Below are 26184 nucleotides of genomic sequence, written 5' to 3' on the forward strand. Positions count from 1 at the left end.
CCGGCCTCGGCGCGTCTCGTCCCCGCCCGGTCTCACGCTGTTCAACTCACAGTCACCATGCGCGTACCCAGCGGTTTCCCCACGGCGGGCAGGCTCCTCGCGTTCCCACACGGACGCCGTTCCCCCACGGATGCGAGGAGTTCCCCATGAGCTACGCCACCGCCGGTTGGCCGGGCTGGCTGCTCGGTGCCGTCGCCGTCACCGCGCTTTCGGTCAGCGAGCTGTCGGGCCACGGCTTCTCCCCCGCCGCCGCGTCCGCCGCGCCGGCGAGCGCCACGGTCGCTTCGCCGGCCGCGCCGGGGCCGCTGATCGTCGCCCACCGGGGCGCCTCAGGCCACGCCCCCGAGAACACGCTGGCCGCGGCCGATGCCGCCGCCGATCTGGACACCGTCTGGGTGGAGACCGACGTGCAGCGCACCAGGGACGGCGAGCTGATCCTGCTGCACGACACCACCCTGACCCGCACCACCGATGTGGAGGAGGTCTTCCCCGACCGCGCGCCCTGGCGAGTGGCGGACTTCACCTCGGCGGAGATCGAGCGGTTGGACGCCGGCAGCTGGTTCGGCGCCGACTTCGCCGGTGAGGGCGTCCCCACCCTCGCCGAGTACCTCGACCGGCTCTCCGCCAACGGTCAGCGGCTGCTGCTGGAGCTGAAGGCCCCCGAGGACTACCCGGGTATCGAGGAGGAGATCCTCGCTGAGCTGGGCGAGCGGGGCTGGCTCAACGAGTGGTACCCGGGGCAGCGGCTGGTGCTACAGAGCTTCGACGCCGACTCGGTCCGCACCGTGCACGAGCTGGCCCCCCGCGTGGAGACGGGCTTCCTCGGCACGCCCCCGGTGGCCGAGATCCCGGCCTACGCCGAGTTCGCCGACCAGATCAACCCGCGTCACGCCGATCTGACCGCTGCCTATGTGGAGAGCGTGCAGGCGGTGCGGGGACCGCACGGCCGGCCGCTGAAGGTCTACACCTGGACCGTCAACGACGGGGCACTCGCCACCCGGGTGGCGGAGCTGGGCGTGGACGGGATCATCTCGGACGTCCCCGAGGTGGTACGGGAGGCGCTCGCCTCCTGAGCGCCGGGGGAGCGCGGCGGCTCACCGACCGGCGTTGTCAGTGGGCCGCCCTAGGCTGAGCGCCATGACTGAGGAGAGCGGCTGCGTCTGGGCCGTCGAGCAGAGCCCGATCGGCCCCCTGTTGCTGGTGGCCACGGACCGCGGGCTGGTCCAGGTCGCCTTCCACGCCGATCCCCCTCTGGTACGGCGGGCGCTGGCGCGGCTGGCCGACGAGCTGGGTGTCCGGGCGGAGCCGGCGCCCGCCGGGCATCCGGTGCTGACGGCGGCGGCCGAGCAGCTGGCGGCCTACTTCGCCGGCCGTCTGCGGGCCTTCGAGCTGCCGCTGGACTGGTCGCTGACGTCGGGGTTCACCGAGCGGGTGCTGCGGGAGCTGGCGGGATCGGTGCCGTTGGGCGGCGTGGTCACGTATCAGGAGCTCGCCCGGCGGGTGGGTGAGCCGGGCGCGGCGCAGGCGGTGGGCGGGGCCATGGGGGCGAATCCCCTGCCCGTGGTGGTCCCCTGCCATCGGGTGGTGGCGTCCGGCGGGGGCATAGGCGGCTTCAGCGGCGGTCTGGAGACCAAGCGGGAGCTGCTCGCCCTGGAGGGGGTGCTGCCCAGCCCACTCTTCTGAGGAGGCGATCTCCGCCCTTCTGTACCGATACTGGCACCGGGGCCGACGCCGGGTCCGCGGTTCTCCTCGGCGGCCTCGCCAGGCGCGAGCCCGACGCCGAGCGTCGTCCGGCCCCAGGCAAGGAGGGCGACGATGGCTGGGGCCCCGGATCGGCCGACGATCACCTACTGCTCGCTGGACGCGCTGCGCGCCCGTGGCTGGACCCCGTTTCTGGTCCGGGGCTTTCTGGGCCAGCCGGACCGCACGGCGCCGGTGGAGCTGTATCTCAGCGCCCGGGTGAGGGAGGCGGAGTCGCTGCCGGCGTTCCTCGCCGCCCGGGAGCTGCGCAGGCGCCGGGCGCGGGCGCAGCGCGAGGCGGGCGAGCGGCGTCGGGCGGAGGGGCTGGCGACGATCCTCGCGAAGCCGCTTGAGCTCCCTCGCCTCACCGAGGCGGAGCTGGCGGAGCGCGCGGTGGCCCACCGCAATCTGCGGGACGCCCAGCGGGCCGCGCTCTCCTGGGGCCATCGGCCGCGCCCGCGGACGGTGGACGAGCTGACGCCGGCCGAGCTGGCCCGATGGGAGGTGCGCTGGCTGTGGGAGGCGTTGCTCCCCTACGCCGCGCTGCTCAACGCGCTACCGCCCGGCGACAGCCGGGCCGAGGGCCGGCGGCTGCTCACCGAGCGGTGTTACGACGCGATCGCGGGGGCCTATCCGGCACTCCGGGCGGAGTGCCGGGAACAACGGGCCGCCGCGCTGGGGGATGTCCCGGAGGGAGGCTGACCGGGCGGGTCGGCGATCGGTCGATCAGTCGCCTCACACCTCGGCGTCCTGGTCACGCAGGAACTTCATGGGGTCTATGGCGGTGCCGTAGTCGGCGCTGGTCCTGATCTCGAAGTGCAGGTGGGGACCACTGCTGTTACCGGTGTTACCGGACAGGGCGATCCGCTCGTCCGCGGAGACGTCCTGGCCCACCTCGACGTCGACCTGCGACAGGTGCGCGTACTGGCTGAAGGTGCCGTCGTCGTGCTTGATCACCACGGCGTTGCCGTACGCGGGACCGTCCCCGGCGCCGTTGCCGCCGGCCTTGACCACGGTGCCGTCGTGGACGGCGTGCACCTTGGTACCGCTCGGCACGGCGAAGTCCTGGCCACTGTGCTTGGCGGTCCAGCGGTCACCGCTGTTCCCGTAGGTGGCCGACAGCTCGTAGTCACCCGGGATCGGCGACACCCAGTCCTTGGCGGCCTCGGCGGCCTTGGCGGCCTTCGCGGGCGCGGCCTCGGCGGTGGTCTCGCCCGACTCGGCGGCGGCCCGGAGCGCCTCGGCCTGGCCGCGCGTGCTGTCGGCCAGCTCGATCGCGGTGCCGGAGGCGAAAGCGTCGGCCTGAGTGCCCTCGGCGGCCACCGCGGCACCGGTCAGCGCGACCGTGGCGCAGGCGCCGGCCACGACCGCGGCGGCGGCCCGGGCACGAAGGGTCTTGGGGGTGCGCGTCGTGATGGTGGTGGTGTTCAGCATGAAGGGACAACCTCTGCGATTCGGGGGCATCCCGACCGAAACCAGCCGGGCGAATCTCATTGATAACGGGCATTTCCCCCGAGCACAAGAACCCTCATTACTAGGCGCCCCCGTAGTCGGAACGGCTGGAATAGCCGCCCGAATCAGGGGCGCCGAGAAGGGCCCGAAACAGCGATGGGAACCCGCCTGACCCATGAGAAGGCCCGGCGCACGCCGCTGACCTGTCATTTCTTCCGACTGTCCGGAAGTCAACGAGTGTGCCGGGCGAAATTCCCATCGGGCTGGACCGAAAGTCCCGGGCCTTTGGTCACCCCAACTCCCTATCCGCGTTCGTAGGTGCCCGGTGGGCTGTGTCGACCGTCACATGGAATGCGGTGAGCGGGCCGGACAAGGGGCCGAATTCGCGTTGCTCAGGCCGGTGCGGAGATGTCCCTTCACCCTTTCGTGAGCTCGTTCCGTCAGCTCGGATACACCTCGAAAGTGGCGCACCGTCGCCCGCCGAAACGCGGCGCGTCGGCTTCGGCGGCCCCGGTGAGGAGCTCCCGCGCGTAGCCGAGCGGCTCGTGGTCGCCCAGGCCCGTGATGTAGGCGCGGTGCTCGGCGAGCGAGGCGATGCCGCGGTCCAGCGCCCGCTGGCTCAGCGGCTGGGCGTGCGTGGGATGCGGGGACGCCGCCACCGCCACCCAGCGCACCCCGCCCCAGGGCTCAAGGCCGCCGTCGGCGAGCTGCTCGGGGAAGATCCAGCGGTTGCCCGCGTCCCCGACGGCGTCCAGCACGGCGCGGCCGACCACCCGGTGGTCCGGGGTGTTCCAGGACCGGCCGCCCCAGGTGTCGTGGTGGTTGAGGGTGAGCAGCAGCTCAGGGCGATGCCGGCGCACGGCCGCCGCGAGATCGGCCCGCAGTCCCGGGCCCGGCTCGATGACACCGTCGCGATGGTCGAGAAACTCCACGGTCCCCACACCCACAGCGGCGGCGCTGGCGACCTGCTCGGCCGTCCTGATCCGGGCCGACTCGACGGGCTCGACGCCGTCGATGCCGGCTTCGCCCCTCGTGACCAGCACATAGGTCACCTCCTTCCCCGCCTCGGTCCACTCGGCGACCGCTCCTGAGGCCCCGTACTCCAGGTCGTCGGGGTGGGCGACGACGGCCAGTGCCCTTCGCCAGTCCAGGGGCAGGGGGGTCAGTTGGTCGGGCACCGCGGTCTCCTCACGGTTGACGGGGCGGGCCCCGTGCCACTCGCCGAGGGACGGCGGACGGGACCCAGCGGGAGCCCGCTCACCCTAACCAGCGCCGTGTTCCGCCCCGGCGAGCCGTAGCCGGCAGCGTCCGGCCCGGCGCTCCAGCGTCTCCCACGCGGCCTGGGCGCCCTCACCCCGCCGGAAGGCCAGCGCCCGCTCGCACAGCGCGAGCGCCACGGCGTACGCGCCCCGGCGCTCGTGGTGCAGGGAGAGCCTGTTGAACACCACCAGATCCCGCACTCCGTCGTCCACGGCCGACTGCCAGAGCAGGGCGGCGTCCGCCCCTCGCCCCCGCCGTTCGAGGGCCTGGCCGACATAGCGCGCGGCCCGGCCCAGCGCCGCCAGGTCGCCCGCGGCCCGCAGCAGCGGCAGCGTGGCGGCCAGCTCGTCCGCCCAGGCGGGGTCGTCCCCGTAGTGGGAGACCAGCGCGGCGCCCGCGCTGCCCGTGGCGCAGAGGCCAAGCGTGGCGCACGACCAGCAGCCGCCGCAGTCGGCGAGCGCCGCGATGGCGGCGGCCGGCTCGGGGAAGAGGTCCAGCAGGTGGCTCGGGGGTTCGGCGCCCTGGTCCAGGGCGGCGAGCCAGGTCAGCACGGGCGCCACATCCGATCGTGCGGTCCTCGGGTCCGCCAGCAGCAGACGCAGCGCGGTGCGCAGCGCCGCACGCGCCAGCTCGGGCTGTGGCGGCCCGAAGACGGCGGTGGGCCCGCTGACCATGCCGCCGAACCACCCCCAGAGTCGCCCGGCCTCGGGGCAGCCGTCCCGCTGGAGGGTGGTCAGCGCCCGCGTCCAGGCATCCGCGCCCCCCTGCCAGTGGGCGATCAGCCGGTGCGCCGCCCGATGCTCCTCGCCCAGCCCGTCGGTGTCCATATCGCAGCGGGCGCGTCCACGACGCTCCCGGCGCAGCACCTCGGCCGTGGGCTCGGTGAGCCGCGCCAGCTCGGTGTGGCCGTCGGCCTCGGCCCTCGCCAGCAGCTCGAAGAGGAGCGCGGCGGTCACCTCGGCGTCGGAGTCCGCCCGATGCGCCCGATGGGCGATGCCCAACGAGGCGACGCAGGTGGTCAGCCGGTGGTTGGCCAGCTCGGGCAGGTAGCGGCGGGCCAGGGCCAACGTGTCCAACGCCGTCTCGGGCAGCCGGCCGACCCCGGCCAGCTCCAGTTCCATGGCCAGGAACCGCAGGTCGAAGCCCACGTTGTGGGCGACCAGGACCGCGCCTTCGAGTCTGCTGACGAGCTGGGGCAGCACGGCGGCGAAGCGCGGGGCCGCGGTGCTCTGCGCCGTGGTGATCCCGTGGACATGCACAGGGCCGGTGTCCCGGCCCGGGTCGAGCAGGGTGCTCCAGCGATCGGTGATCCGACCGTCTGCCACGGTGACCAGGGCGAGGGAGACCATGCGGTCGCCCCGTTCGGGTGCCAGCCCCGTGGTCTCGCAGTCGAGCACCACGAAGCGGTGGGCGCGAAGTATGTCGCTCGGTAGGGGAGCCATGAGGGCTATGGGTTCCGAGAGATCGACGGACGGCGCGGGGCGCGCTCAGCGCCAGCCGTGGCGCGCCTGGAGGTTGTGCACGACGCGCTGGAACCGCGCGCGGTCCAGGGCGCACGCCTCCCGGCGCATGCCGTCGGGATGAACCCGCAGCACGCGCTCCAAATGCACCCAGGAGTCGCGTCCTGAGCGGTCCCAGGGGCCGGAGCCCAGCGGAAGCCACTCGTCGTCGCCCTCCTTGACGCGGCTGGAGAGCTGCACGGCGAGCAGGGTCTCCCGTTCGGCCTCACGCGCCACCACCAGCACCGGGCGGTCCTTCCCCCGGCCGTCGCCCTCCTCGTAGGGGACCCAGGTCCAGACGATCTCGCCGGGATCCGGGTCCCCGTCGGGCTCCGGGGCGTACTCGGTGCGCACGGCGCCGATCCCGCGCGGCTCGACCTCGACGGTGGCGGATGCGCCCTGGCGGCCGGGTATCTCGTCTGTCTCGATGCGGTCCATGGGCCCACGGTATCGCCGCTGTCCGACCCCACTGTCAGTGGCGGGGGCTAACGTTCGGGTAGTCGACTTCGGCCGTGGTCAGGGGCGTTGGCGAGGGCGTTGGCAACGGCCGGCGCGCGAGCCGCTCCCAGGCTCACGGTGGCCTTCAGAAGTCGGCGGAACGAAGGGTGCGTTCGCGAATGTTGTCGAGAAAGACGGGCACGTCCTCCATCGTCGTCCCCGTGCACTGCACGATCAGATCCATCACATCACCGGCCGACAGAGCCCCGACCACGGGGTGGACGTGCGCCAGGCCGACGCGCTCCTCCATGCGTTTCAACACATGGATGGCGAGGTTCAGTTCGGGCACGCGATCGGTGTGGCCGAAGTCCAGGCTCCGCCGCATCACCCACATATCGGGGACGATCTGGCCGAAGACGATGATGTGCGCCAACGCGAACATCGAACGGGCGCACTGCCGCGCGCTCTCGTCCGTCTCGTCCTGAAGCGCCCGCACGGCCTCCTCGTCCTCGGCGAGATGGGCCTTGATAAGGGCTACGGCGTGCAGCACCTCATCCCTGCTGTACGGCCTGACCGCGTCGTCCACGCCCCAACTCCCTGCCCACTGTGCGCTGATCAGCAGCACACACAGTGTGTCAGGTTTGTCGGTCGGATGGGCCGGTTCGCCAAGCTCCGCCCAGACTCCCTCCTTTGGGCGTCATGGCCCCCCGCTCCACGCGGGACGCTCCGGATGGTCCACCCGCACCACCACGTCCGCCACCTCCTCGGGCCGCTCATCGGCGGCGTACCCGGCGAAGGCGGGCAGGGTCCACCGCCACTCCCCCGGCGTGCGCCGGGCCAGCGCGCCGGGGGAGAGGCTCAGATGAACGACGAGATCGGCCGGGAACCACCGGCCCAGAAGGAAGGTCCCATGGAGCAACAGCACACCGCCCGGCGGCAGCTCGACATACTCGCTGCGGGTGGCCCGATCCCGCTCCCCGTCCCACAGATCCGGCAACACCCGCCCGGTGCCGCCCGGGTCGAGCGGGGTCAGCACCTCGCGCCAGAGGGCGCTCACATCCCACCAGGACTCCCGGTAGGCGTCCGGGTCGTGGCGGCCGAACTCATAGCGCAGCGAGGCGGCCCGGAGAAACCCCTCGGTGTCGACCACCACCGCCGACCGCCCGCGCAGCCTCAGCTCCTCGGCGACGGCCCGCGCCAGACGGCCACCGCCGGCCACCGGGGCCCCGTCGACCAGCACCCGCCGCCAGCTCGGTTCGGGCCGGCCCTCCTCCCCGGTGTCCCGCCCGGGCGTCGGGGCCAGGACGCGTTCCGTCAGCTCCGTGGCCAGCCGTTCCCAGGTGATCGCCTCCAGTCGCATCATCCCATTCTCACCGCACCCTTGCCACGGCGTCGCGCCGCACCCCGGGGGCCACCCTGGGGGGCGCCTTCTTCCCTCCGTGCGCCGCGCGCCGCACGATAGAGCCATGACCCACCACAGCGAACCAGTCCAGTTGGAGCCCTATGTGGAGGTGCTCCGCGCCCGGTTACCCCCGGAGCAGTTCATCCTGCTGATGCGCACCTTCCACGCCCTGCTCACCAACGGCGGCGCCCTGCGCCTCCCCCTGATGCCCCACCCGCCCGGCGAACGCGAGCCCTTCACCGCCGAGCTCCAGAACGAGATGCTCACCCTGATGCGCCTCACCACCACCCCCTGACCAGCCGTCACCCCACCGCCGACGCCGAGGCGCCGCCGACCACCTCCGAGATCCCCTTGGCTCCCTGACGCCAGCCCACCGCGACCGCGAGGACGCGCAGACCTCCCCGGGATTCCCCCCGACCGGGCCGGTGGGTGTCATCTTTTTGCTAGGTGTTTCCCGAATAACACCACAGGGAGCGAAAGGGGAGATATATGCCGGATGTCTCCGAGCATATCGCCGGCCTCGCCAGGCGGGGCACGGAGCCCGTGGTGGTGCAGACCCTCCGATCCACCGCGGCGGCCACCCTCGCCTACATGGCCGCTCGCTGGTTGACGGATGTCACCGCCCCGCTGCTGGCCCCACTGACCGCGCTCCTCGTCGTGCAGGTCACCCTCTTCGCCACCATCACCACCGGCGTGCGCCGGGTGAACGCCGTGGTCACCGGTGTGCTGTTGGCCTCCGCCTTCAGCGCGGTGGTCGGCCTCAGCTGGTGGAGCCTGGGCCTGCTGATCCTGGCCGCGCTCACGGCCGGCCATCTGGTGCGGGTCAGCGAGTTCGTACCCGAGGTGGCCATCAGCGCCATGCTGGTGCTCGGCGTGACCCAGGTCGCCGAGACCGCCTTGGACCGCGTGGTGGAGACGGTCATCGGCGCCGTGGTCGGACTGCTGTTCAACCTGGTCTTCATCCCGCCCGTCTGGGTGCGTTCGGCCGGCGAGGACATCGAGGAGCAGGCCCGACGGATGCGGCAACTCCTCATCCGGCTGAGCGAGGAGGCCGACGAGAACGACGCGCCGCACAACCGGCTGCCCGACAAGCTGGAGGAGGCACGTCGGCTGGACCAGGACGTCGCCCAGGTGGACGCCTCGCTCACCCAGGCGGAGGAGAGCCTGCGGTTCAACCCGCGCGCCAAGGAGCCGCTGCTGACCCGCATCGTGCTGCGCACCGGCCTCGACACCCTGGAGGTCTGCGCGGTGATCCTGCGGACCATGTCCCGCAACCTCAGCGACCTGGCCGCCCGCCGCACCGACGAACCGCTCTTCCCCGACGACGTGGCCCCCGCCATGCGGGAGCTGCTCACCAACCTGGCGGGTGCCGTCGACAGCTTCGCGACCGTCATCACCAGCCAGGTCAGCAGCGCGGCGGACGAGGCGGAGGCATTCCTGGAAGTGGAGTTGGACGCCGCGCGGATCTCCCGCGAGCATGTCGCCAAGCTGCTGCTGGCCCGGGTGCAGGAACACCCCAAGCAGTGGCAGTGGCACGGCTCGCTGCTCGCCGAGGTGGACCGGATGCTGGAGGAGCTGGACATCCAGAAGCGCTCCACCAACCTGGCGGCGGAGCTGGACCGCGTCTCCCGCGAGGAGCGCGAACAGTACCCCCGCCTCTACCGGATGCGCCGCCGTCTCGAACGGCTCCAGCGCCGCGCCAGACGCCTGCGGCGGGCCCGCACCAGCTGACCGCGAGGCGCGTCACGGCCATGACGGGGATCAGGACCCGAAGGAGATGCCCCCGTTGATGGTCCCCGCCTGGATCACCGGGCCGGTGACCCGCGCTTCGCCGGAGACCTCGTTGTGGACGCCGCCGTCCAGCGCGGACCGGTGCGTGCGCGCCCAGTCACGCAGCTGGGCCGCGAACTCCTCGTCCCCCTCGGCGCGCTGCGCGAGGCGCCGCGCCAGCGCCCGCACCGCCTCGTCGTCCGACGGATCGACGGGCTCGGGATCCGGCTCCGCCCGACCGGTGACCCTGCGGGTCAGGGACAGCAGCGCGTCCCACGCCTGCCGGCCGGCCTCGCCGGCGACACTCGCCGCGGCCGTGGTGACCAGCCCGACAACGGATTGAAGGTCCATGGGGCAACGGTAGCCGCCCCGACCCTCGCGCCGCCACGGGACCGTCCGATCAGTCGCGCCCCACCAGCTCCACCAGCCACTCCCACAACTCGCCTACCCGGGAGTCGAGTTCGGCGAGCGTGCCGTCGTTGTCCACCACGAAGTCGGCGATGGCCAGCCGCTCCTCGCGCGTGGCCTGGGCCGCCATCCTGGCGCGGGCGTCGGCCTCGCTCATCCCTCGCGAACCCGTCAGCCGGGCCAGTTGGCTCTCCTCGGAGGCATCCACCACGACGACCGCCGCATAGCGGTGCGAGAGCCGCTCCTCGGCGAGCAGCGGCACGTCGTGCACCACGATCGCCCCGGGCCGAGCCCGCGCCTGCAACTCCGCGGAGCGCCGCGCCACCAGGGGATGCACGATGCCGTTCAGCGCCTTGCGGCGTTCCGGGGCGGCGAAGACGATGCGCCCCAGCCGCTCCCGGTCGAGCGCACCGTCGGCACCGAGCACCTCAGCGCCGAACTCGGCGGCCACCGCCGCCAGCCCCGGCGTTCCCGGGGCCACCACCTCGCGCGCGATCCGGTCGGAGTCCACGATCACCGCGCCCCGGCGCGCCAGAGCGCGCGCGACCTCGCTCTTGCCGGAGCCGATACCCCCGGTCAACCCCACTGCCACCATGCGGGCAGGCTACGCTACGGCGTTCCGTCGCCGTCCTCGCGCTCGGCGAGAAAGCGTTCGAAGACCTCGCCCAGCTCGTCCGCCGACGGCAGCTCGGCCGGCTCGGCCACGAGGTTGCCCCGGGTGGTCGCCCCGGCGACCGCGTCGTACTGCTGCTCAAGGCCGCGCACGACCGCCACCAGGTCCGTCTCGCCCTCGGACAGCTCGCGTTCGATCTCGTCCTGGGTCTTCAGCGCCTGGTTGCGCAGCACATGGGCGGCGTCCGGGAGCACAAGACCGGTGGCGGCCGTGATCGACTCCAACACCACCAGCGCCGCGTCCGGGTAACGGGACCTGGAGATGTAGTGCGGCACATGGGCGGCGACGCCCACCACATCGTGCCCGCCCTGTTCGAGCCGCAGTTCCACCAGCGCCGCCGCGCTGCCCGGCACCTGTGCCTCCTCGAACATGGAGCGCTGCAAGGGGATCAGCTCGGCCCGGTTGCCATGCGGGGTGAGACCGACCGGGCGGGTGTGCGGCACGCCCATCGGGATCCCGTGGAACGTGACGGCGAGACGGACCCTGAGCTGCTCGACCAGCTGCCCGACGGCGGCGGCGAAGCCCTCCCACTCCACATCGGGCTCAGGCCCGGAGAGCACCAGGAACGGCTGGTGGGTGGCGTCCCGGGCCAGGCGCAGCTCCAGCGCCGGATGTTCGTAGGCCGTCCAGCGCTGCCTGCGGAACGTCATCGTCGGCCGCCGGGCGCGGTAGTCCACCAGGCGGTCGTGGTCGAACCGGGCGACCGTCACCGTGGGGCCGGCGAGCAGCTGTTCCACCAGTTGGCCGCCCGTGTCGCCGGCGTCGATGAAACCGTCGAAGTGGTAGAGCAGGACGGGCCCGGCGCTGTCCGCTCCCCCGACGGCCTCCTCCACTCGCGCCACCCCGTCGGGCTCCCATGCGTACAACTCCTGCGGATCACGCACCGTCCCCGTTCTCCTTCCGGTGTTCTCGCATGCTTGCCATCTGACGGGTCAACGCCGCGCAAGCGGAGCGCATTCCCGCGGTCAACATGGCCGCGCCCGCGCTCCGTTGTCAAACAGCGGAGCGGGAGGCCGACCAAACGGCCAGGGGCCCGTTTCCCAAAGGAAACGGGCCCCTGGACACGGGACATGCCCGTGAACGCTGGGTCAGCTCTGACCGCCGGCCAGCTTCTCGCGAAGCGCGGCGAGCGCCTCGTCCGAAGCCAGCGCGCCGGAGTCCTCCGCCGGGCTGGAGGAGTACGAGCTGCCGCCGCCCGAACCGCCACCGGCCTGCGGGGCGCTGCCGCCGCCACCGGCGGCCTCGGCCTCGGCCTGCGCGTCCGCCTCACGGGACTTGATGACCTGCGCCTGGTGCTGCTCGAAGCGCGACTGCGCCTCGGCGTACTGGCGCTCCCACTCCTCGCGCTGCTTGTCGAAGCCGGCCAGCCAGTCGTTCGCCTCCGGGTCGAAGCCCTCGGGGTAGATGTAGTTGCCCTGGTCGTCGTAGGACGCCGCCATGCCGTAGAGAGTCGGGTCGAACTCGACCACCATCGGGTCGGCGCCGAAGTTCTCGTTGGCCTGCTTCAGCGAGAGGCTGATCCGACGACGCTCCAGGTCGATGTCGATGACCTTGACGAAGATCTCGTCGTTGACCTGGACGACCTGCTCCGGGATCTCCACGTGGCGCTCGGCCAGCTCGGAGATGTGCACCAGGCCCTCGATGCCCTCGTCCACCCGGACGAACGCGCCGAACGGCACGAGCTTGGTGACCTTGCCCGGAACGACCTGACCGATCTGGTGCGTCCGCGCGAACTGCTGCCACGGGTCTTCCTGGGTCGCCTTCAGCGACAGGGAGACGCGCTCGCGGTCCATGTCCACGTCGAGCACCTCGACGGTGACCTCCTGGCCGACCTCGACGACCTCGGAGGGGTGGTCGATGTGCTTCCAGGACAGCTCGGAGACGTGCACCAGGCCGTCCACGCCACCCAGGTCCACGAAGGCACCGAAGTTGACGATGGAGGAGACGACGCCGGAGCGCACCTGGCCCTTCTGGAGGGTGGTGAGGAAGGTCTGACGGACCTCGCTCTGCGTCTGCTCCAGCCAGGCGCGGCGGGAGAGAACCACGTTGTTGCGGTTCTTGTCCAGCTCGATGATCTTGGCTTCCAGCTCCTTGCCGACATACGGCTGGAGGTCGCGGACCCGGCGCATCTCCACGAGGGAGGCCGGGAGGAAGCCACGAAGACCGATGTCGAGGATGAGGCCGCCCTTGACGACCTCGATGACGGTACCGGTGACGATGCCGTCCTCGTCCTTGATCTTCTCGATGGTGCCCCAGGCACGCTCGTACTGGGCGCGCTTCTTCGACAGGATGAGGCGGCCTTCCTTGTCCTCCTTCTGGAGAACAAGGGCCTCGATCTCATCGCCGACGGCGACAACCTCGTTGGGGTCCACGTCGTGCTTGATCGACAGCTCTCGCGAGGGGATGACCCCCTCGGTCTTGTAGCCGATGTCGAGCAGGACCTCGTCCCGGTCGACCTTCACGATGACGCCGTCGACGATGTCGCCGTCGTTGAAGTACTTGATCGTCTCGTCGATCGCGGCGAGGAAGGCTTCCTCGGAACCGATGTCGTTGACCGCAACCTGCGGGGTGGTCGCGGTGGTCTCGGTGCTGCTCGTCATGTGGTAAAGGGCTCCGGTACGGACATATTGGTAGGCACTGCTACGCCGAAGACCCCTATCGCACTGCCGCAGCCGGACAGCCTGAGAAGCGCGAATCTCGATCCCGAGGGATCGGACACGCGCCTCGCCAACCGAGGAGACATACAACAGTTACGAGCGCGACCTGCTCCGTCCGAGGCGCGCAAGCCCGCAGCGCGTCTTATAGCATACGGGGGCATCCGACCAGGGTCAATGCGCGGTTCGCCCCACGAGGCGTGCGGAGCGGCTTGAACTCGCGCATACTCACCCATCTCACTCGCGCATCTCCTCGCCCACGGGACCGGCCGCCGCGCCCGTCACCGGCGCGGCGGCCGTCAGTCACAGGGCGCGGCGCGTTCCGAGGAGACCGTCGGGGCCGCTCTGCCCCGACTCCTCGGGGATGTCCGGATCCTCGGGGTCCTGCGGGGCGTCCGGGTCCTCGGGCTCCTCGGGGTTCTCCGGATCGGGGCACTCCCCCGCGCCCTCGTCCTCGTCGCCCTCCTCGCCGCCGTCCCCGGGGCGCCCGTCGCCCTCGTCGCCGTCACCCGGCTCATCCGGGCTCTCGGGCCCGTCCGGGTTCTCGGGGTCGTCCGGCCCGTCCGGGCTCCCGGGCTCGTCCGGGTTCTCGGGGTTCTCGGGGTCGTCCGGGTTCTCCGGGTCGTCCGGGTCGTCGGGGCACTCCGGCTCTCCGGGTTCCTCGCCCGGCTCCTCGGGCTCGCCCGGCTCCTCCGGCTCCTCGCCGCCTGGCTCCTCGGGCTCACCGGGCTCCTCGCCGCCCGGCTCCTCCTCGTCCGGGTCGGGGGCGGGGCGGACCTCGCCGCCGGACTCGGCGGGCGGGGGCGGCGGGCGCTCCCCCTCGCGGTCCGACGGGTCGTCCTGCTCCCGGCCGCCGCCACTGCCGCGGTCCGGCCGCTCGGCGGGGCGGTCCGCGGGGCCGGCCGGCTTGCCCGCGCCCGGGCTGTCCGGCAGCGCGCCCTGACCGTCGGGGACCTCGTGGACACCCTCGCGGTAGTACTCCAGCCAGGAGCGGACCGTGCGGACGTAGTCCCAGGAGCGGTTGTAGCTGAGGAGGGCCTGGTCGAGCTCGTCCGAGTCGGAGAGGTCGCGGCCGTTGGCGCAGAGGTAGTTGCCGGCGGCGAGGGCGGCGTCGTAGACGTTGTTCGGGTCGCTGACCCCGTCGTCGTTGCCGTCCGCGCTCCAGCTGGCCCAGGTGGAGGGGATGAACTGCATGGGGCCGACCGCCCGGTCGTACCGGGTGTCGCCGTCCCAGCTGCCGCCGTCGGTGTCGGCGATGTGGGCGAAGCCGTTGCCGTCCAGCGCCGGGCCGAGGATCGGGCTGACCGTGGTGCCGTCGGACGTCACATCGCCGCCCCTGGCATGGCCGGACTCGACCTTGCCGATGGCGGCCAGCACCTGCCATTCGAGGCGGCAGCCCGGGGTGGTCTCGGCGAGCCGCGCCTCGGCCCGCTGGTAGGCGTCCAGCACGGTGGCGGGGATACCGGAGCCGTCGGCAACCCCGGAGCCGCCGCCCTGGCCCGGCTCGGTGCCGTCCGCTTCGGGGTCCACCGTGTCGAGGGGCGGCAGATCCGTGTGGTACGGAAGCTCGACCCCCTCCTCCGGCGGCGGCTCGTCGGGCCGCTGGGTGGTGGGCCGGTCGGACGGCTCGGGCGGCGGGGCGGACCCCTGGCCGAAGACGTCCGACGCCTGAGAGGCCGTCAGCGCGGCCATGGCGACCGCCGCCACCGCCGAACCGGAAAGCCCTCTACGGATCTTGGTGATGCGCAACCCCACGCGTACTTCCCCTCGTTGACACCTCTCCCCCAGTGACCGACGACCGTACGACACGGTTGGTTCCCACGACGCGAACGGGGCGCGTGGTTGCTGTGACGATACGGAGAACGCGCGCAGGAACGGGACAGAACGGTCAGTGCGCGGCGGCCTCCCAGGTGCGGCCACAGCCGACCGAGACATCCAGCGGGGCACGCAGCTGGACGGCACCGGCCATCTCGCGGCGCACCAGCGCCTCCACCGACTCCCGCTCGCCCGGGGCCACTTCGAGCACGATCTCGTCGTGGACCTGGAGGAGCATCCGACTGGCGAGCCCCTCCCGGGAGAGGGCCTCGTCCACCCGCAGCATCGCGATCTTCACGATATCGGCGGCGGTGCCCTGGATGGGGGCGTTGAGCGCCATGCGCTCGGCCATCTCACGGCGCTGGCGGTTGGAGCTGCCGAGGTCGGGGAGGTAGCGGCGGCGGCCCATCAGGGTCTGGGTGTAGCCGACGATCGCGGCCTCCTTGACCGCCCGCTGCAGATAGTCCCGCACGCCACCGAAGCGCTCGAAGTAGGTGTCCATCAGCTTGCGCGCCTCGTCGGGGGCGATGGACAGCTGCTGGGAGAGCCCGAAGGCGGAGAGCCCGTAGGCCAGGCCGTAGCTCATCGCCTTGATCTTGCGGCGCATCTCCGCGTCGACCGCGTCCTTGGCCACGGAGAAGACCTGGGAGGCGACCGTGGTGTGGAGATCCTCGCCCGAGGTGAACGCCTCGATCAGGCCGGAGTCCTCGGAGAGGTGGGCCATCACGCGCAGCTCGATCTGGCTGTAGTCGGCGGTGAGCAGCGTCTCGAAGCCCTCGCCGACGACGAAGCCGCCCCTGATCGCGCGGCCCTCGTCGGTGCGGACCGGGATGTTCTGGAGGTTGGGGTCGGTGGAGGAGAGGCGCCCGGTGGCGGCCACCGTCTGCTGGAAGGTGGTGTGGATGCGCCCGTCGGCCGCGATGGTCTTGATCAGGCCCTCGACCGTGGTGCGCAGGCGGGCCTGCTCGCGGTGGCGGAGCATGATCACCGGCAGCTCGTGCTCCGTCTGGCCGGCCAGCCAGAGCAGGGCGTCCGCGTCCGTGGTGTAGCCGGTCTTGGTCTTCTTGGTCTTGGGCAGGCCGAGCTCGCCGAAGAAGACCTCCTGGAGCTGCTTGGGGGAGCCCAGGTTGAACTCGTGGCCGACGGAGGCGTGCGCCTCGCTGATCGCCTGCGCCACGGCGGCGGCGAACTGGCCCTCCAACGCCGTCAGATGGGCGCGCTCGGCGGCGATGCCGGCGCGCTCCATCCGGGCGAGCAGCGCGGAGACGGGGAGTTCGAGGTCGGTGAGGAGCTCGGCGGCGCCCACCTCGGCGAGCCGGCCCTGGAAGACCTCGCCCAGATCGAGGATCGTGCGGGCCTGGCGCATCAGGGTGTGGGCCTCGGCCGCGTCGTCGGCGCCGAAGGCGAGCTGGCCGTTGTCGTCGGCCGGCTTGTCCAGCTCGCGGCCGAGGAACTCCACGCTCAGGGCGTCCAGCGCGAAGGAACGGCGGCCAGGCTGCACCAGATAGGCGGCGAGGGCGGTGTCCATGGTGACGCCCTCGATCCCCCAGCCGTGCTCGGCGAAGACCCGGAGGGCGTCCTTGGCGCCGTGGAGCACCTTGGGCCACTCGGGATCGGCGGCCCAGGAGGCGAAGGCGCGCTCGTCGCCCGGGGTGAGCTCGGCGGGGTCGAACCAGGCCGCGGGCCCCTCAGCGGTGGCGAGCGCGACGGCGTGCACGCCGCCCGCCCCCAACTGCCAGCTGTCGAGCATGGCCAGGCCGAGCGGCGCGGCGGCGTGGGCGGCCAGCCAGGGGGCCAGCTCGTCGCCGGCGACCAGCACGCCCGCCACCTCGACGCTGTCGGCGAGCGCCGGCGCCGCCTCGTCGGCTCCGGGATCGACGGCGAAGAGGCGGTCCCGGAGGCTGACGTTGTGGAACTCCAGGGCGTCGAGCAGGCCGTTGACCCCGGCGTTGTCATAGGGCTCGCGGGCCAGATCGGCGGGGAGGCAGTCCAGCTCGACCTCGCGGTCCAGCTCGGTGAGCTGGCGGTTGAGCTGGACGGAGGCCACATGGTCGCGGAAGTTCTGGCCGGCCTTGCCCTTGACCTCGTCGGCGCGGGCGATCAGGTCGTCCAGCGAGCCGAACTGGTTGATCCACTTGGCGGCCGTCTTCTCGCCCACGCCCGGGATGCCCGGGAGGTTGTCGGAGGGGTCGCCCCGCAGGGCGGCGAAGTCCGGGTAACGGGCGGGCGGGAGGCCGTACTTCTCCAGGACCTTCTCCGGGGTGAAGCGGGTCAGCTCGGAGACGCCCTTGGTGGGGTAGAGGACCGTGATCTGCTCCGTGATCAGCTGGAACGCGTCCCGGTCCCCCGTCACGATGGAGACCTGGAAGCCCTCGCCCGCGGCCTGGGTGGCCAGCGTGGCGATCACGTCGTCCGCCTCGAAGCCGGCCACGGCGAACCTGCGGACCCGCATGGCGTCGAGCAGCTCGCCGATCAGCTCGACCTGGCCCTTGAACTCGTCAGGGGTGGCGGATCGGGTGGCCTTGTACTCGGCGTAGCGCTCGGAGCGCCACGTCTTGCGGGAGACGTCGAACGCCACCGCGAGATGCGTGGGCGCCTCGTCACGCAGGGTGTTGGCCAGCATCGACGTGAACCCGTAGATCGCGTTGGTCGGCTGGCCGACCGCGGTAGTGAAGTTCTCCGCCGGCAGGGCGAAGAAGGCGCGATAGGCCAGGGAATGCCCGTCGAGGAGGAGCAGGCGGGGCGTCTGGGTCTGTTGCGATGCTTTCTCAACCACGTCGTCGATACTCCCACGGACCACTGACACTCGCCCTCAGCCGTGCGACCATCGGCCCTGCGACGGCTCGTCGCCGGTGGCCACGGGCCCGGGGACGGCGGCGCCGCATGGGTACCGAGCGTCCCCTGGAGACAACGGGAAACACCGCGAAACAACGGGACACACCGAGAGACGCCGAGAGACACCGAGGAAGGTCACTGATGTCAGCCAAGCCGCCGGCGGATGACCCGGTCCAGGACGCTCCCGAGGTCGGCGAGCCGCTGCGCGCGGCGGCCGGGCTGCCGGCGGTGGCGCACTCGCTGCGCGTGGCCGGCCGGCAGATGGGCGCGCGCCGCACGGCGTTGACGCTGCTGCGGGTGAACCAGCCGAGGGGGTTCGACTGTCCCGGCTGTGCCTGGCCCGAGCCGGAGAAGCCGCACCGCGCCGAGTTCTGTGAGAACGGCGCCAAGGCGGTGGCCGAGGAGGCGACGCTGCGGCGGGTGACGCCGGCGTTCTTCGCCGAGCACGGGCTGGCCGAGCTGTCCGAGCGCTCCGGCTACTGGCTGGGGCAGCAGGGCCGGCTGACCGAGCCGATGTATCTCGCCGAGGGGGCCGAGCACTACCGGCCGATCGGCTGGGACGCGGCCTTCGAGCTGATCGCGGACGAGTTGGCCGCGCTGGACTCGCCCGACGAGGCGGTCTTCTACACCTCGGGGCGCACCAGCAACGAGGCGGCCTTCCTCTACCAACTGTTCGCCCGCGAGTTCGGCACCAACAACCTGCCCGACTGCTCCAACCTGTGCCACGAGTCGTCGGGCTCCGCGCTCACGGAGACGCTGGGGGTCGGGAAGGGCAGTGTCCTGCTTGAGGATCTGTACCGCGCGGACCTGATCGTGGTGGCCGGGCAGAACCCGGGGACCAACCACCCCAGGATGTTGACGGCGCTGGAGCGGGCCAAGGCCGAGGGCGCGCGGATCATCACGGTGAACCCGCTGCCGGAGGCGGGTCTTGAGCGGTTCCGCAACCCGCAGACGGCACGTGGCCTGGTGGGCGGCGGCACCGCGCTGACGGATCTCTTCCTCCAGGTGCGGCTCGGCGGCGACCAGGCGCTCTTCCGACTGCTCAACAAGCTGATCATCGAACGGGACGGCGCCGTGGACGAGGGGTTCGTCCGGGAGCACACCCATGGCTTCGACGGGTTCGCCGAGGCGGCGCGCGCGGCCGACTGGGATCAGACGCTGGAGGCCACCGGGCTGACCAGGGCGGAGATCGAGCGCGCGCTGGAGATGGTGCTGGCGGCCGACAGCGTGGTGGTCTGCTGGGCGATGGGGCTGACGCAGCACAAGCACGCGGTGCCCACCATCAAGGAAGTGGTCAACTTCCTTCTACTGCGGGGCAATATCGGTCGTCCGGGCGCCGGAGTCTGTCCGGTGCGGGGGCACAGCAATGTGCAGGGCGACCGCACCATGGGCATCGTGGAGCGCCCCGAGGCGGCGTTCCTGGACGCGCTGGCGGCGGAGTTCGGCTTCGAACCCCCGCGCCACCACGGGTTCGACGTGGTGAACGCCATCCGGGCGCTGCGGGACGGGCAGGCGAAGGTGTTCTTCGCGATGGGCGGCAACTTCGTCGCCGCCAGCCCCGACACCGAGGTCACCGAACGGGCGATGCGCCGAGCCAGGTTGACGGTGCATGTCTCCACCAAGCTCAACCGTTCGCACTGCGTCACCGGCGCGCGGGCGCTGATCCTGCCGACGTTGGGGCGCACCGAGCGGGACGTCGGGAGCGGCGGCGAGCAGTTCGTCACCGTGGAGGACTCGATGGGGGTGGTGCACGCCTCGCGCGGACGGCTGCGGCCGGCGAGCGAGGCGCTGCTGTCGGAGCCGGCCATCGTCTGCCGGCTGGCCCGCCGGGTGCTCGGGGAGCGGAGCGCCACGCCCTGGGCGGAGTTCGAGGCCGACTACGCGGCCGTCCGGGCCAGGATCGCCCGGGTGATACCGGGCTTCACGGACTTCGAGGAGCGGGTCTCCCGGCCCGGCGGCTTCACCCTGCCGCACGCCCCACGCGACGAGCGCCGCTTCCCCACCGCCACGGGGAAGGCGAACTTCACCGCCGAGCCGGTCACCTTCCCGAGGCTGCCGGCCGGTCGGCTGCTGTTGCAGACGCTCCGCTCGCACGACCAGTACAACACCACCGTGTACGGTCTCGACGACCGCTACCGGGGCATCACCGGAGGGCGCCGAGTGGTGCTGGTGCACCCCGAGGACGCGGCCGAAGCCGGCCTCACCGACGGGGACTACGCCGACCTCGTCAGCGAGTGGACGGACGGCACGGAGCGGGTGGCGCCCGGTTTCCGGGTGGTCCACTACCCGACGGCGCGGGGCTGTGCGGCGGCCTACTACCCGGAGACCAACGTGCTGGTCCCGCTGGACGCCACCGCCGACACCAGCAACACCCCGGCCAGCAAGTCGGTGGTGATCCGCCTCACCCCCGGGGCCGCTTGTCAGTGAGACCTGATAGAACGTCGGCCATGGGTGAGAGAACCAACACGCTGTTTTCCCCGCAGGTGATCGACCAGTGGGCGGGGCTCGGCATCGATCTGCCGGCCTTGTTCTCGGCCGGTGATCTGGGGTCACGGATGGGCCTCGTGGTGCTGGAGGCCGCTCCCGAGCGCGTCGTGGGCACGCTGCCGGTGGCGGGCAACACCCAGCCGTACGGCCTGCTGCACGGTGGCGCCTCCGCGGTGCTGGCGGAGACGCTGGGCTCCGTCGCCGCGATGCTGCACGGCGGCCCCAACAAGGTGGCGATGGGAGTCGATCTCAACTGCACCCACCACCGGCCGGTGCGTGCCGGCCTGATCACCGGAGTCGCCACCCCGGTGCACGCGGGGCGCACCTCGGCGAGCTACGAGATCGTGATCTCCGACGAGCAGGAGAAGCGCGTCTGCACCGCCCGGCTGACCTGCGCACTGCGGCCAGCCGCCCAACAGAACGCGGCGGGCTCGCCTGCGGCGAGCTGAGCGGAGCGCCTACGCCGGGCGCCTACGCGGCGCGGCGCACGCCCCGAACGGTGCGGGCTGGCCGCGTGGGCGCGGCGCCCTAGGGTGCGTCGTTTGGATCTTCGTGGATAGCGAGCGGCGTCAGATGCGGTGCATCGCAAGGCGCCGGATCGCAGCTCGTACTTGGTCGTACTCGCGCGATTCGGTAACGCAGCGAGGTTCCCCCAGGCCCTTGAGGGCCTGGGAGGTGCCCCCATCCGCTGTCGTCGCGAGCCCGCGAAGATCCAAACGACGTGCCCTAGCCGGGCAGGCCGAACGGCGCGGCCCGAACGGCGGGTTGGCCACGCACGCGCGGCGGCGGCCAGCGCCCCGACGAAACCGAGCCACGAGGGAACGGGCGACGGGCCGAACGGCGCGGCCCGACAACCGCGTTGGCCATGCCTGCGCGGCGGCGGTCAGCGACGCGGCGGAAACGAGCCGAGGCAGACCAGGTACGGCAAGACCCCGGTGACCAGCCAACCGTGACGAACGGCGCGAGCCGACAACGGGGTTGGCCACACACGCACGGCGGCGAAACCAAGCCCCGAGCCGCGAGGGAGCGGGCGACGGGCGACGGGCCGAACAGCAGGTTGGCCACGCCTGCGCGGCGGGTGGTGGTGGGCGAACGGGGTCGGGGGGGCCGGGGGTCAGATGGGTTGGCGGGCGTACAGTTCCAGGCGACCGCAGCCGGTGCAGCGCCAGGCCTCGATCTCCCAGCGCTGTTTGCCCAGCCGCCGTGCCCCGCCCATCGGGCCGCGGCGCAACGGGCCGGCGATCCAGCGCGCGTAGCCCTGGGAGCTCTGCCCGCTGTCCTCGACGAATCCCTCTTCCTGCTGGTTGCTTCCGCAGCGCGGACAGGTGAAGTCGCTCATGCCGGGAGCCTAGTGCCGCGTCGGGCTCGCCCGGCACGGCCCCGGCCCGTCAGACGGTGACGGCGGCGGGCCTGAGCCCGCCGCCGTCTCCGTCGTTCGCCTCGGGTGGCGTTACTCGACGACCTCGCCCAGATAGGCGGCGCGCACCCTCGGGTCGGAGAGCAGCGCCGGGGCGCGGTCGGACATCACCACGGCTCCCGTCTCCAACACATAGCCGTGGTCGGCCAGTTGCAGCGCCTGCGAGGCGTTCTGCTCCACCAGGAGCAGCGTGGTGCCCTGCTCGTTGATCTCCCGCAGGATCTCGAAGATCTGCTGGACGATCAGCGGTGCGAGACCCATGGACGGCTCGTCCAGCAGCAGCAGTTCCGGCTTGCCCATCAGCGCGCGGCCGATCGCGAGCATCTGCTGCTCACCGCCGGAGAGTGTGCCGGCGATCTGCTTGCGCCGCTGGGCGAGCACCGGGAAGAGGGTGAACACCCGGTCCAGGTCGGCCGGGTCGGGCCGACGCAGCCGGTAGGCGCCCATCTTGAGGTTCTCCAGGATGGACATCCGGGCGAACACCCGTCGTCCCTCCGGGACATGCCCGATGCCGAACTGGACCAGCTCATGGGACTTGATGCCGTCCACCCGCTCGCCGCGCAGCAGCACGGCGCCGGACCTGGGCGCCAACATGCCGGAGGCGGCCTTGAGCGTGGTGGACTTGCCGGCGCCGTTGGCGCCGAGCAGCGCGACCACCTGCCCCTCGGGGACGGACAGGCTGATGCCCTTGAGCGCCTCGATGGCGCCGTAGAAGACGCGCAGATCGCGCAGTTCCAGGAGCGGGGTGGTGCCGTCACCGGCCGCCGCCTCCGCGTCGGGGCGCTGTTCCTGGTCCGCTGTCGTGCTCATTCGCGCTCCTTCTGGCCGCCGGTGCCGGAGGACCGGTCCTCCGCACCCGCGCTCTCCTCGGTCTGCGAACCGGCCTCCGAGTCGTCCGCCGCGTCAGCCCCGGCCCCGGCCTTGACCTCGGCCTCTACTTCGGCCTCCGCCTCGGCCTCGGCTTCCGCTTCCGCCTGTACCCGGGCGGCCTCGGCGTGTTCGGCCTGCTCAGCGACCATCTCGACGACGGCGTCGCTCTCCTCGTCCCCCGAGACGCCGAGGTAGGCCTCGATCACCGCCGGGTCCTGCTGCACCTGGGCCGGTGTCCCCTCGGCGATCTTCTTGCCGAAGTTCAGCACCGCGACCCGGTCGGCCACCGACATCACCAGCCGCATATCGTGCTCGATCAGCAGCACGCTGATGTCCAGATCGGTGTTGATCCGCCGGATCAACCGTTCCAGGTCGTGCTTCTCGGTCGGGTTGGTGCCGGCCGCCGGCTCGTCCAGCAGCAGCAGTTCGGGCTCGGTGCCCAGCGCCCTGGCGATCTCCAGTCGACGCTGCTCGCCGTAGCTGAGCGAGGACGCCAACTCGTTGATCCGGCTTTCGAGGCCGACGAAGGAGAGCACCTCGTGGGCCCTGCGGTCGCTCTCCCGCTCGTCCCTGCGCGCGTTGGGCAGGCCCAGCATGATGGAGATCGGATCCGTCTTCTGCCGGGTCTCGATCGCGATCTTGACGTTCTCCAACACGGTGAGCGCGCCGAACAGCCGGATGTTCTGGAACGTCCTGGCCACCCCGAGGCGGCTCACCTTGTGCGGCTTGCGACCGCGCAGCTCGTGGGTTCCGTCACCGCCGGACCGGAAGAGGTTTCCCAGCGCCGCGAGGGGGCCGCTCGCGCCGCCCCCCTCGGCGCCGCGCAGGTTCCGGGGGCGGAAGGTGATCTTGCCTTCCTGTGGCACATACGCGCCGGTCAGCGAGTTGAACAGGGACGTCTTGCCGGCCCCGTTGGGGCCGATGACGGCCAGGATCTCGCCCCTGCCCACCCGCAGTTCGACGTTGTTGAGGCTGGTGAGCCCGCCGAACCGCAGGGTCACACCGGTGGCGTGCAGCACGTCGGCCGACGCGTCCTCGGGCTGGTCCCGCTTCGTGAGGCTCGGTGTGGTCTTCATCCCTGTGCTCCTCCCGGCTGCGCGCCCAGCCCGTCGGCCGAGCTCACGCCCTCCTGGGACATCTGTAGCTCACGCTGTCTACGGCGCGACGGCCACAGGCCCTGCGGCCGGTAGATCATCATGACCACCAGCAGCCCGCCCAGATACATGTAGCGGTCCTGCGCGTCCACGGTGTCCCGCAGGTACTCGGGGAGCCACACCAGGATCGCGGTGCCCAGCAGCACGCCGGGCAGGGAACCCATCCCGCCGAAGACCACATAGGAGAGGGCCAGCACGGACAACAGCACCAGGAACATCTCGGAGTTGATGAAGCCGAGCTTGCTCGCGTAGATCACGCCGGCGATGCCGGAGGTGGAGGCGCCGATGGCGAAGGCCAGCAGCTTGAAGCGGACGGTGTCCACGCCGGTGGCGGCGGCGGCCACCTCGTCCTCCCTGATGGCCGTCCAGGCCCGGCCGACGCGGGAGTGCTCCAGCCGGATGAACAGGAACAGCACCACGACGACGAAGCCGAGTTGCAGCCAGTAGTAGGGCGCCGGGTCGAGGCCCCACTCGTAGGACCAGAAACCCAGGTCGATCGAGAAGCGGTCGGGAGAGGCGCCGCGCGGGCCGCCGGTGAACTCCGTCCAGTTCTTGGCGGTGAGGTAGACGATCTCGTGGAATCCCAGCGTGACGATCGCCAGATAGTCACCGCGTAGCCGGAGCGTGGGCGCGCCCAGCAGAACGCCGGCTATCAGACAGGTGATGACGGCGACCGGCATCACCACGAAGTTGTTCAGCTCGACCGGTGGGTCGACCGGCAGACCACCCGTCCAGAACGCGGCGCTATAGGCACCGATGGCGAAGAACGCGATAAAGCCGAGGTCCAGCATTCCGGCCCAGCCGACCACCACATTCAAACCGATGGCGACCAGGACGAACATGCCGATCTGGTCCACCATCACCTGCTGCCAGAAGGTGGAGACCAGCAGCGGCAACGCGATCAGCAGGCCGAGCAGCGCCGCCATCCCGCCCCAGCGGTAATACCGGCCGGTACGAACGGTCTTGGAGACCTTTCGCCCCTGCGCGACCACCGGGCTTCGGTCCCACACCCCGGTGCGGAACTTGACGACAAGGGCACTGGCCCAGTCGCGCAGGAACTCCCGCACCAACCAGATGGCCAGGAAGATCCCGACCCAGACCCATATACCGGTCCCGGTGAAGTTCTCCTTGAGCGCGTAGAACAGATCGCCACGCACTCCCTGTTCGCCGGTGACCTGGGCCAACACCACCGCCGTCACCATCATGGCGAACAGCCGCTTCCAACGAGGCTGTTGGTACCAGGCGCCCTTTCTCAGCCGGGCTGCCGACGGCGTCGCCGCCTCCGTGGCTGACTGGCTCATGCTGTCCTCCCCACACGCTCGCCGAGCAGTCCGGTCGGCCGGAACATCAACACCAGGACCAGGACCGCGAAGGCGCCCACATAGCGCCAGGCGTCGCTCCAGATCTCCACCGTGAACGCCTCGACCACGCCCAGCAGCAGGCCGCCGAGCACGGCGCCCCGGACGTTGCCGATGCCGCCGAGCACGGCCGCGGCGAAGGCGGTGATACCGGGCAGGAAGCCCATCGTGTACTCGACCTGCAGGTTGGTGCCGAAGAGGAAGCCGGCGACGCCGCCGAGCAGGCCGCCGAGCACGAAGGTCCTGGAGACCACCTTGTCGATGTTCACGCCCATCAGCGCCGCCACCTCGGGATCCTGGGCGACGGCCCTGATCCCGGAGCCCAGCTTGGTGCGGTTCACGACCTGGTCGACGCCGGCGAGCATCACCACGGCGGCGGAGACGATCAGCAGCTGAGTGACGCTGACCGTGGTGCCGAAGACCGTGAACACGGTCTTGTTCTCGTACATGCTCGGCATCGCGAGGGGATAGCGGCCGAAGAGCTTGCCCGCCAGGTTGTAGAGGAAGAAGGACGCGCCGATGGCCGTGATCAGAAAGACCAGGCGCGGCGCGTTCCGTCTCCGCAGCGGTTTGTAGGCGGCCTTCTCAAGACCGAAGGCGATCACGCCGCCGAGCAGTGCTCCGGCACACATACCGAGCAGGACATAGAACACCGACTGGAAGCCAGACGGATCGGCCACCGGTTCGACGATGGTCAGTGCGATAACGCCCCCGAAACCACCGGCCATAAAGACTTCGCTGTGCGCGAAGTTGAGCAGTTGCAACACGCCGTAAACCAGCGTGTACCCAATGGCGATGACGGCGTAGAGCGAGCCGAGCACCAAGCCCAGGACAAGAACGTCCCAGATATCGGAAAGGGACATGGACGAAACTTCCTTGTGGGGACGAGCGGCAGGGAATTACAGGTCCGGTGAGGCGTGACGTTTTGTCAGCGCCCCACCGGACCTCACGA

Annotated in this window: 24 protein-coding genes; 7 read left to right on the forward strand and 17 right to left on the reverse strand. The window is 71.4% G+C overall.

Translation table 11 applies throughout. The annotated features are described in order from the left end of the window. Positions 1 to 146 precede the first annotated feature (146 nt). The 3 genes from K4G22_RS04670 (at position 147) to K4G22_RS04680 (ending at position 2442) form a co-directional block, all read left to right on the forward strand. Positions 147 to 1073, forward strand: coding sequence for a glycerophosphodiester phosphodiesterase (locus K4G22_RS04670; RefSeq protein ID WP_228078390.1), 927 nt, complete (start codon positions 147 to 149; stop codon positions 1071 to 1073). 64 nt (positions 1074 to 1137) lie between these two features. Then, positions 1138 to 1683: a methylated-DNA--[protein]-cysteine S-methyltransferase gene (locus K4G22_RS04675; RefSeq protein ID WP_228078391.1), complete on the forward strand. Its 546-nt coding sequence runs from the start codon at positions 1138 to 1140 to the stop codon at positions 1681 to 1683. 132 nt (positions 1684 to 1815) lie between these two features. Then, positions 1816 to 2442 (forward strand): hypothetical protein, encoded by a 627-nt coding sequence (locus tag K4G22_RS04680; RefSeq protein ID WP_228078392.1) that lies wholly within the window; start codon positions 1816 to 1818, stop codon positions 2440 to 2442. A 33-nt stretch (positions 2443 to 2475) separates the two neighbouring features. Here K4G22_RS04680 and K4G22_RS04685 read toward each other — a convergent pair whose 3' ends face one another. The 6 genes from K4G22_RS04685 to K4G22_RS04710 all read right to left on the reverse strand — a co-directional run bounded on the left by K4G22_RS04685 (position 2476) and on the right by K4G22_RS04710 (position 7749). Then, positions 2476 to 3174, reverse strand: coding sequence for a M23 family metallopeptidase (locus tag K4G22_RS04685; protein WP_228078393.1), 699 nt, complete (start codon positions 3172 to 3174; stop codon positions 2476 to 2478). 458 nt (positions 3175 to 3632) lie between these two features. Continuing rightward, positions 3633 to 4370, reverse strand: a complete 738-nt coding sequence (locus K4G22_RS04690) for a PIG-L deacetylase family protein (RefSeq protein WP_228078394.1) — start codon at positions 4368 to 4370, stop codon at positions 3633 to 3635. An 84-nt stretch (positions 4371 to 4454) separates the two neighbouring features. Next, positions 4455 to 5894: an exonuclease domain-containing protein gene (locus K4G22_RS04695; RefSeq protein ID WP_228078395.1), complete on the reverse strand. Its 1440-nt coding sequence runs from the start codon at positions 5892 to 5894 to the stop codon at positions 4455 to 4457. A gap of 45 nt (positions 5895 to 5939) precedes the next feature. Next, entirely contained in the window at positions 5940 to 6389 is a 450-nt protein-coding gene (locus K4G22_RS04700) for a type II toxin-antitoxin system PemK/MazF family toxin (RefSeq protein ID WP_228078396.1), read from the reverse strand. A gap of 145 nt (positions 6390 to 6534) precedes the next feature. Continuing rightward, on the reverse strand, positions 6535 to 7014 hold the full coding sequence (locus K4G22_RS04705) for a DUF6224 family protein (RefSeq protein ID WP_228078397.1): 480 nt from the start codon (positions 7012 to 7014) through the stop codon (positions 6535 to 6537). A 72-nt stretch (positions 7015 to 7086) separates the two neighbouring features. After that, the gene (locus K4G22_RS04710; protein ID WP_228083949.1) at positions 7087 to 7749 is read right to left on the reverse strand and encodes a nucleoside/nucleotide kinase family protein; all 663 of its coding nucleotides are present in this window, start codon (positions 7747 to 7749) and stop codon (positions 7087 to 7089) included. A gap of 106 nt (positions 7750 to 7855) precedes the next feature. On the opposite strand from K4G22_RS04710, the gene K4G22_RS04715 reads away from it, so the two are divergent. Next, a complete protein-coding gene (locus K4G22_RS04715) occupies positions 7856 to 8086 on the forward strand; it encodes a hypothetical protein (RefSeq protein ID WP_228078398.1) in 231 nt (76 codons plus the stop codon). Between the two features lie 194 nt (positions 8087 to 8280). Further along, entirely contained in the window at positions 8281 to 9522 is a 1242-nt protein-coding gene (locus tag K4G22_RS04720) for an FUSC family protein (protein ID WP_228078399.1), read from the forward strand. Positions 9523 to 9552: 30 nt separating this feature from the next. Here K4G22_RS04720 and K4G22_RS04725 read toward each other — a convergent pair whose 3' ends face one another. From K4G22_RS04725 to polA, 6 genes are all read right to left on the reverse strand, one after another. Then, positions 9553 to 9912 (reverse strand): death domain-containing protein, encoded by a 360-nt coding sequence (locus K4G22_RS04725; protein ID WP_228078400.1) that lies wholly within the window; start codon positions 9910 to 9912, stop codon positions 9553 to 9555. Positions 9913 to 9961: 49 nt separating this feature from the next. After that, positions 9962 to 10564, reverse strand: a complete 603-nt coding sequence (gene coaE, locus K4G22_RS04730) for a dephospho-CoA kinase (RefSeq protein WP_228078401.1) — start codon at positions 10562 to 10564, stop codon at positions 9962 to 9964. Positions 10565 to 10578: 14 nt separating this feature from the next. Beyond that, on the reverse strand, positions 10579 to 11526 hold the full coding sequence (locus K4G22_RS04735) for a proteasome assembly chaperone family protein (RefSeq protein ID WP_228078402.1): 948 nt from the start codon (positions 11524 to 11526) through the stop codon (positions 10579 to 10581). 204 nt (positions 11527 to 11730) lie between these two features. Further along, positions 11731 to 13242: a 30S ribosomal protein S1 gene (gene rpsA, locus K4G22_RS04740; RefSeq protein ID WP_228078403.1), complete on the reverse strand. Its 1512-nt coding sequence runs from the start codon at positions 13240 to 13242 to the stop codon at positions 11731 to 11733. Between the two features lie 357 nt (positions 13243 to 13599). After that, positions 13600 to 15051 carry a lytic transglycosylase domain-containing protein gene (locus tag K4G22_RS04745; protein ID WP_228078404.1) on the reverse strand — a complete coding sequence of 484 codons (1452 nt, stop codon included), beginning with the start codon at positions 15049 to 15051 and terminating at the stop codon, positions 13600 to 13602. 133 nt (positions 15052 to 15184) lie between these two features. Beyond that, positions 15185 to 17887, reverse strand: a complete 2703-nt coding sequence (polA, locus tag K4G22_RS04750) for a DNA polymerase I (protein WP_228078405.1) — start codon at positions 17885 to 17887, stop codon at positions 15185 to 15187. 200 nt (positions 17888 to 18087) lie between these two features. Here polA and K4G22_RS04755 point away from each other — a divergent pair, with 200 nt between their 5' ends. Beyond that, entirely contained in the window at positions 18088 to 20373 is a 2286-nt protein-coding gene (locus tag K4G22_RS04755; protein WP_228078406.1) for an FdhF/YdeP family oxidoreductase, read from the forward strand. Positions 20374 to 20393: 20 nt separating this feature from the next. After that, entirely contained in the window at positions 20394 to 20882 is a 489-nt protein-coding gene (locus K4G22_RS04760; protein WP_228078407.1) for a PaaI family thioesterase, read from the forward strand. A gap of 665 nt (positions 20883 to 21547) precedes the next feature. Here K4G22_RS04760 and K4G22_RS04765 read toward each other — a convergent pair. The 5 genes from K4G22_RS04765 to K4G22_RS04785 all read right to left on the reverse strand — a co-directional run bounded on the left by K4G22_RS04765 (position 21548) and on the right by K4G22_RS04785 (position 26095). Next, positions 21548 to 21772 carry a hypothetical protein gene (locus K4G22_RS04765; RefSeq protein ID WP_228078408.1) on the reverse strand — a complete coding sequence of 75 codons (225 nt, stop codon included), beginning with the start codon at positions 21770 to 21772 and terminating at the stop codon, positions 21548 to 21550. Positions 21773 to 21883: 111 nt separating this feature from the next. Then, positions 21884 to 22660, reverse strand: coding sequence for an ABC transporter ATP-binding protein (locus K4G22_RS04770; protein WP_228078409.1), 777 nt, complete (start codon positions 22658 to 22660; stop codon positions 21884 to 21886). After that, positions 22657 to 23796 carry an ABC transporter ATP-binding protein gene (locus tag K4G22_RS04775; RefSeq protein WP_228078410.1) on the reverse strand — a complete coding sequence of 380 codons (1140 nt, stop codon included), beginning with the start codon at positions 23794 to 23796 and terminating at the stop codon, positions 22657 to 22659. The genes K4G22_RS04770 and K4G22_RS04775 overlap by 4 nt, the downstream gene beginning before the upstream one ends. Continuing rightward, the gene (locus K4G22_RS04780; protein WP_228078411.1) at positions 23793 to 25175 is read right to left on the reverse strand and encodes a branched-chain amino acid ABC transporter permease; all 1383 of its coding nucleotides are present in this window, start codon (positions 25173 to 25175) and stop codon (positions 23793 to 23795) included. The genes K4G22_RS04775 and K4G22_RS04780 overlap by 4 nt, the downstream gene beginning before the upstream one ends. Further along, complete coding sequence (locus K4G22_RS04785) at positions 25172 to 26095, reverse strand: branched-chain amino acid ABC transporter permease (RefSeq protein ID WP_228078412.1); 924 nt, start codon at positions 26093 to 26095, stop codon at positions 25172 to 25174. The genes K4G22_RS04780 and K4G22_RS04785 overlap by 4 nt, the downstream gene beginning before the upstream one ends. Positions 26096 to 26184 lie beyond the last annotated feature (89 nt).

This window comes from Streptomyces profundus (assembly GCF_020740535.1).
GTDB classification, from domain to species: domain Bacteria; phylum Actinomycetota; class Actinomycetes; order Streptomycetales; family Streptomycetaceae; genus Streptomyces; species Streptomyces profundus.

Excerpts from the sequence above, each read along its gene's own strand:
- K4G22_RS04670 (WP_228078390.1), top strand. The coding sequence starts at position 147 with ATGAGCTACGCCACCGCCGGTTGGCCGGGCTGGCTGCTCGGTGCCGTC.
- K4G22_RS04675 (WP_228078391.1), top strand. The coding sequence starts at position 1,138 with ATGACTGAGGAGAGCGGCTGCGTCTGGGCCGTCGAGCAGAGCCCGATC.
- K4G22_RS04680 (WP_228078392.1), top strand. The coding sequence starts at position 1,816 with ATGGCTGGGGCCCCGGATCGGCCGACGATCACCTACTGCTCGCTGGAC.
- K4G22_RS04685 (WP_228078393.1), bottom strand. The coding sequence starts at position 3,174 with ATGCTGAACACCACCACCATCACGACGCGCACCCCCAAGACCCTTCGT.
- K4G22_RS04695 (WP_228078395.1), bottom strand. The coding sequence starts at position 5,894 with ATGGCTCCCCTACCGAGCGACATACTTCGCGCCCACCGCTTCGTGGTG.
- K4G22_RS04700 (WP_228078396.1), bottom strand. The coding sequence starts at position 6,389 with ATGGACCGCATCGAGACAGACGAGATACCCGGCCGCCAGGGCGCATCC.
- K4G22_RS04710 (WP_228083949.1), bottom strand. The coding sequence starts at position 7,749 with ATGCGACTGGAGGCGATCACCTGGGAACGGCTGGCCACGGAGCTGACG.
- K4G22_RS04715 (WP_228078398.1), top strand. The coding sequence starts at position 7,856 with ATGACCCACCACAGCGAACCAGTCCAGTTGGAGCCCTATGTGGAGGTG.
- K4G22_RS04720 (WP_228078399.1), top strand. The coding sequence starts at position 8,281 with ATGCCGGATGTCTCCGAGCATATCGCCGGCCTCGCCAGGCGGGGCACG.
- K4G22_RS04725 (WP_228078400.1), bottom strand. The coding sequence starts at position 9,912 with ATGGACCTTCAATCCGTTGTCGGGCTGGTCACCACGGCCGCGGCGAGT.
- coaE (WP_228078401.1), bottom strand. The coding sequence starts at position 10,564 with ATGGTGGCAGTGGGGTTGACCGGGGGTATCGGCTCCGGCAAGAGCGAG.
- rpsA (WP_228078403.1), bottom strand. The coding sequence starts at position 13,242 with ATGACGAGCAGCACCGAGACCACCGCGACCACCCCGCAGGTTGCGGTC.
- K4G22_RS04755 (WP_228078406.1), top strand. The coding sequence starts at position 18,088 with ATGTCAGCCAAGCCGCCGGCGGATGACCCGGTCCAGGACGCTCCCGAG.
- K4G22_RS04760 (WP_228078407.1), top strand. The coding sequence starts at position 20,394 with ATGGGTGAGAGAACCAACACGCTGTTTTCCCCGCAGGTGATCGACCAG.
- K4G22_RS04765 (WP_228078408.1), bottom strand. The coding sequence starts at position 21,772 with ATGAGCGACTTCACCTGTCCGCGCTGCGGAAGCAACCAGCAGGAAGAG.
- K4G22_RS04770 (WP_228078409.1), bottom strand. The coding sequence starts at position 22,660 with ATGAGCACGACAGCGGACCAGGAACAGCGCCCCGACGCGGAGGCGGCG.
- K4G22_RS04775 (WP_228078410.1), bottom strand. The coding sequence starts at position 23,796 with ATGAAGACCACACCGAGCCTCACGAAGCGGGACCAGCCCGAGGACGCG.
- K4G22_RS04780 (WP_228078411.1), bottom strand. The coding sequence starts at position 25,175 with ATGAGCCAGTCAGCCACGGAGGCGGCGACGCCGTCGGCAGCCCGGCTG.
- K4G22_RS04785 (WP_228078412.1), bottom strand. The coding sequence starts at position 26,095 with ATGTCCCTTTCCGATATCTGGGACGTTCTTGTCCTGGGCTTGGTGCTC.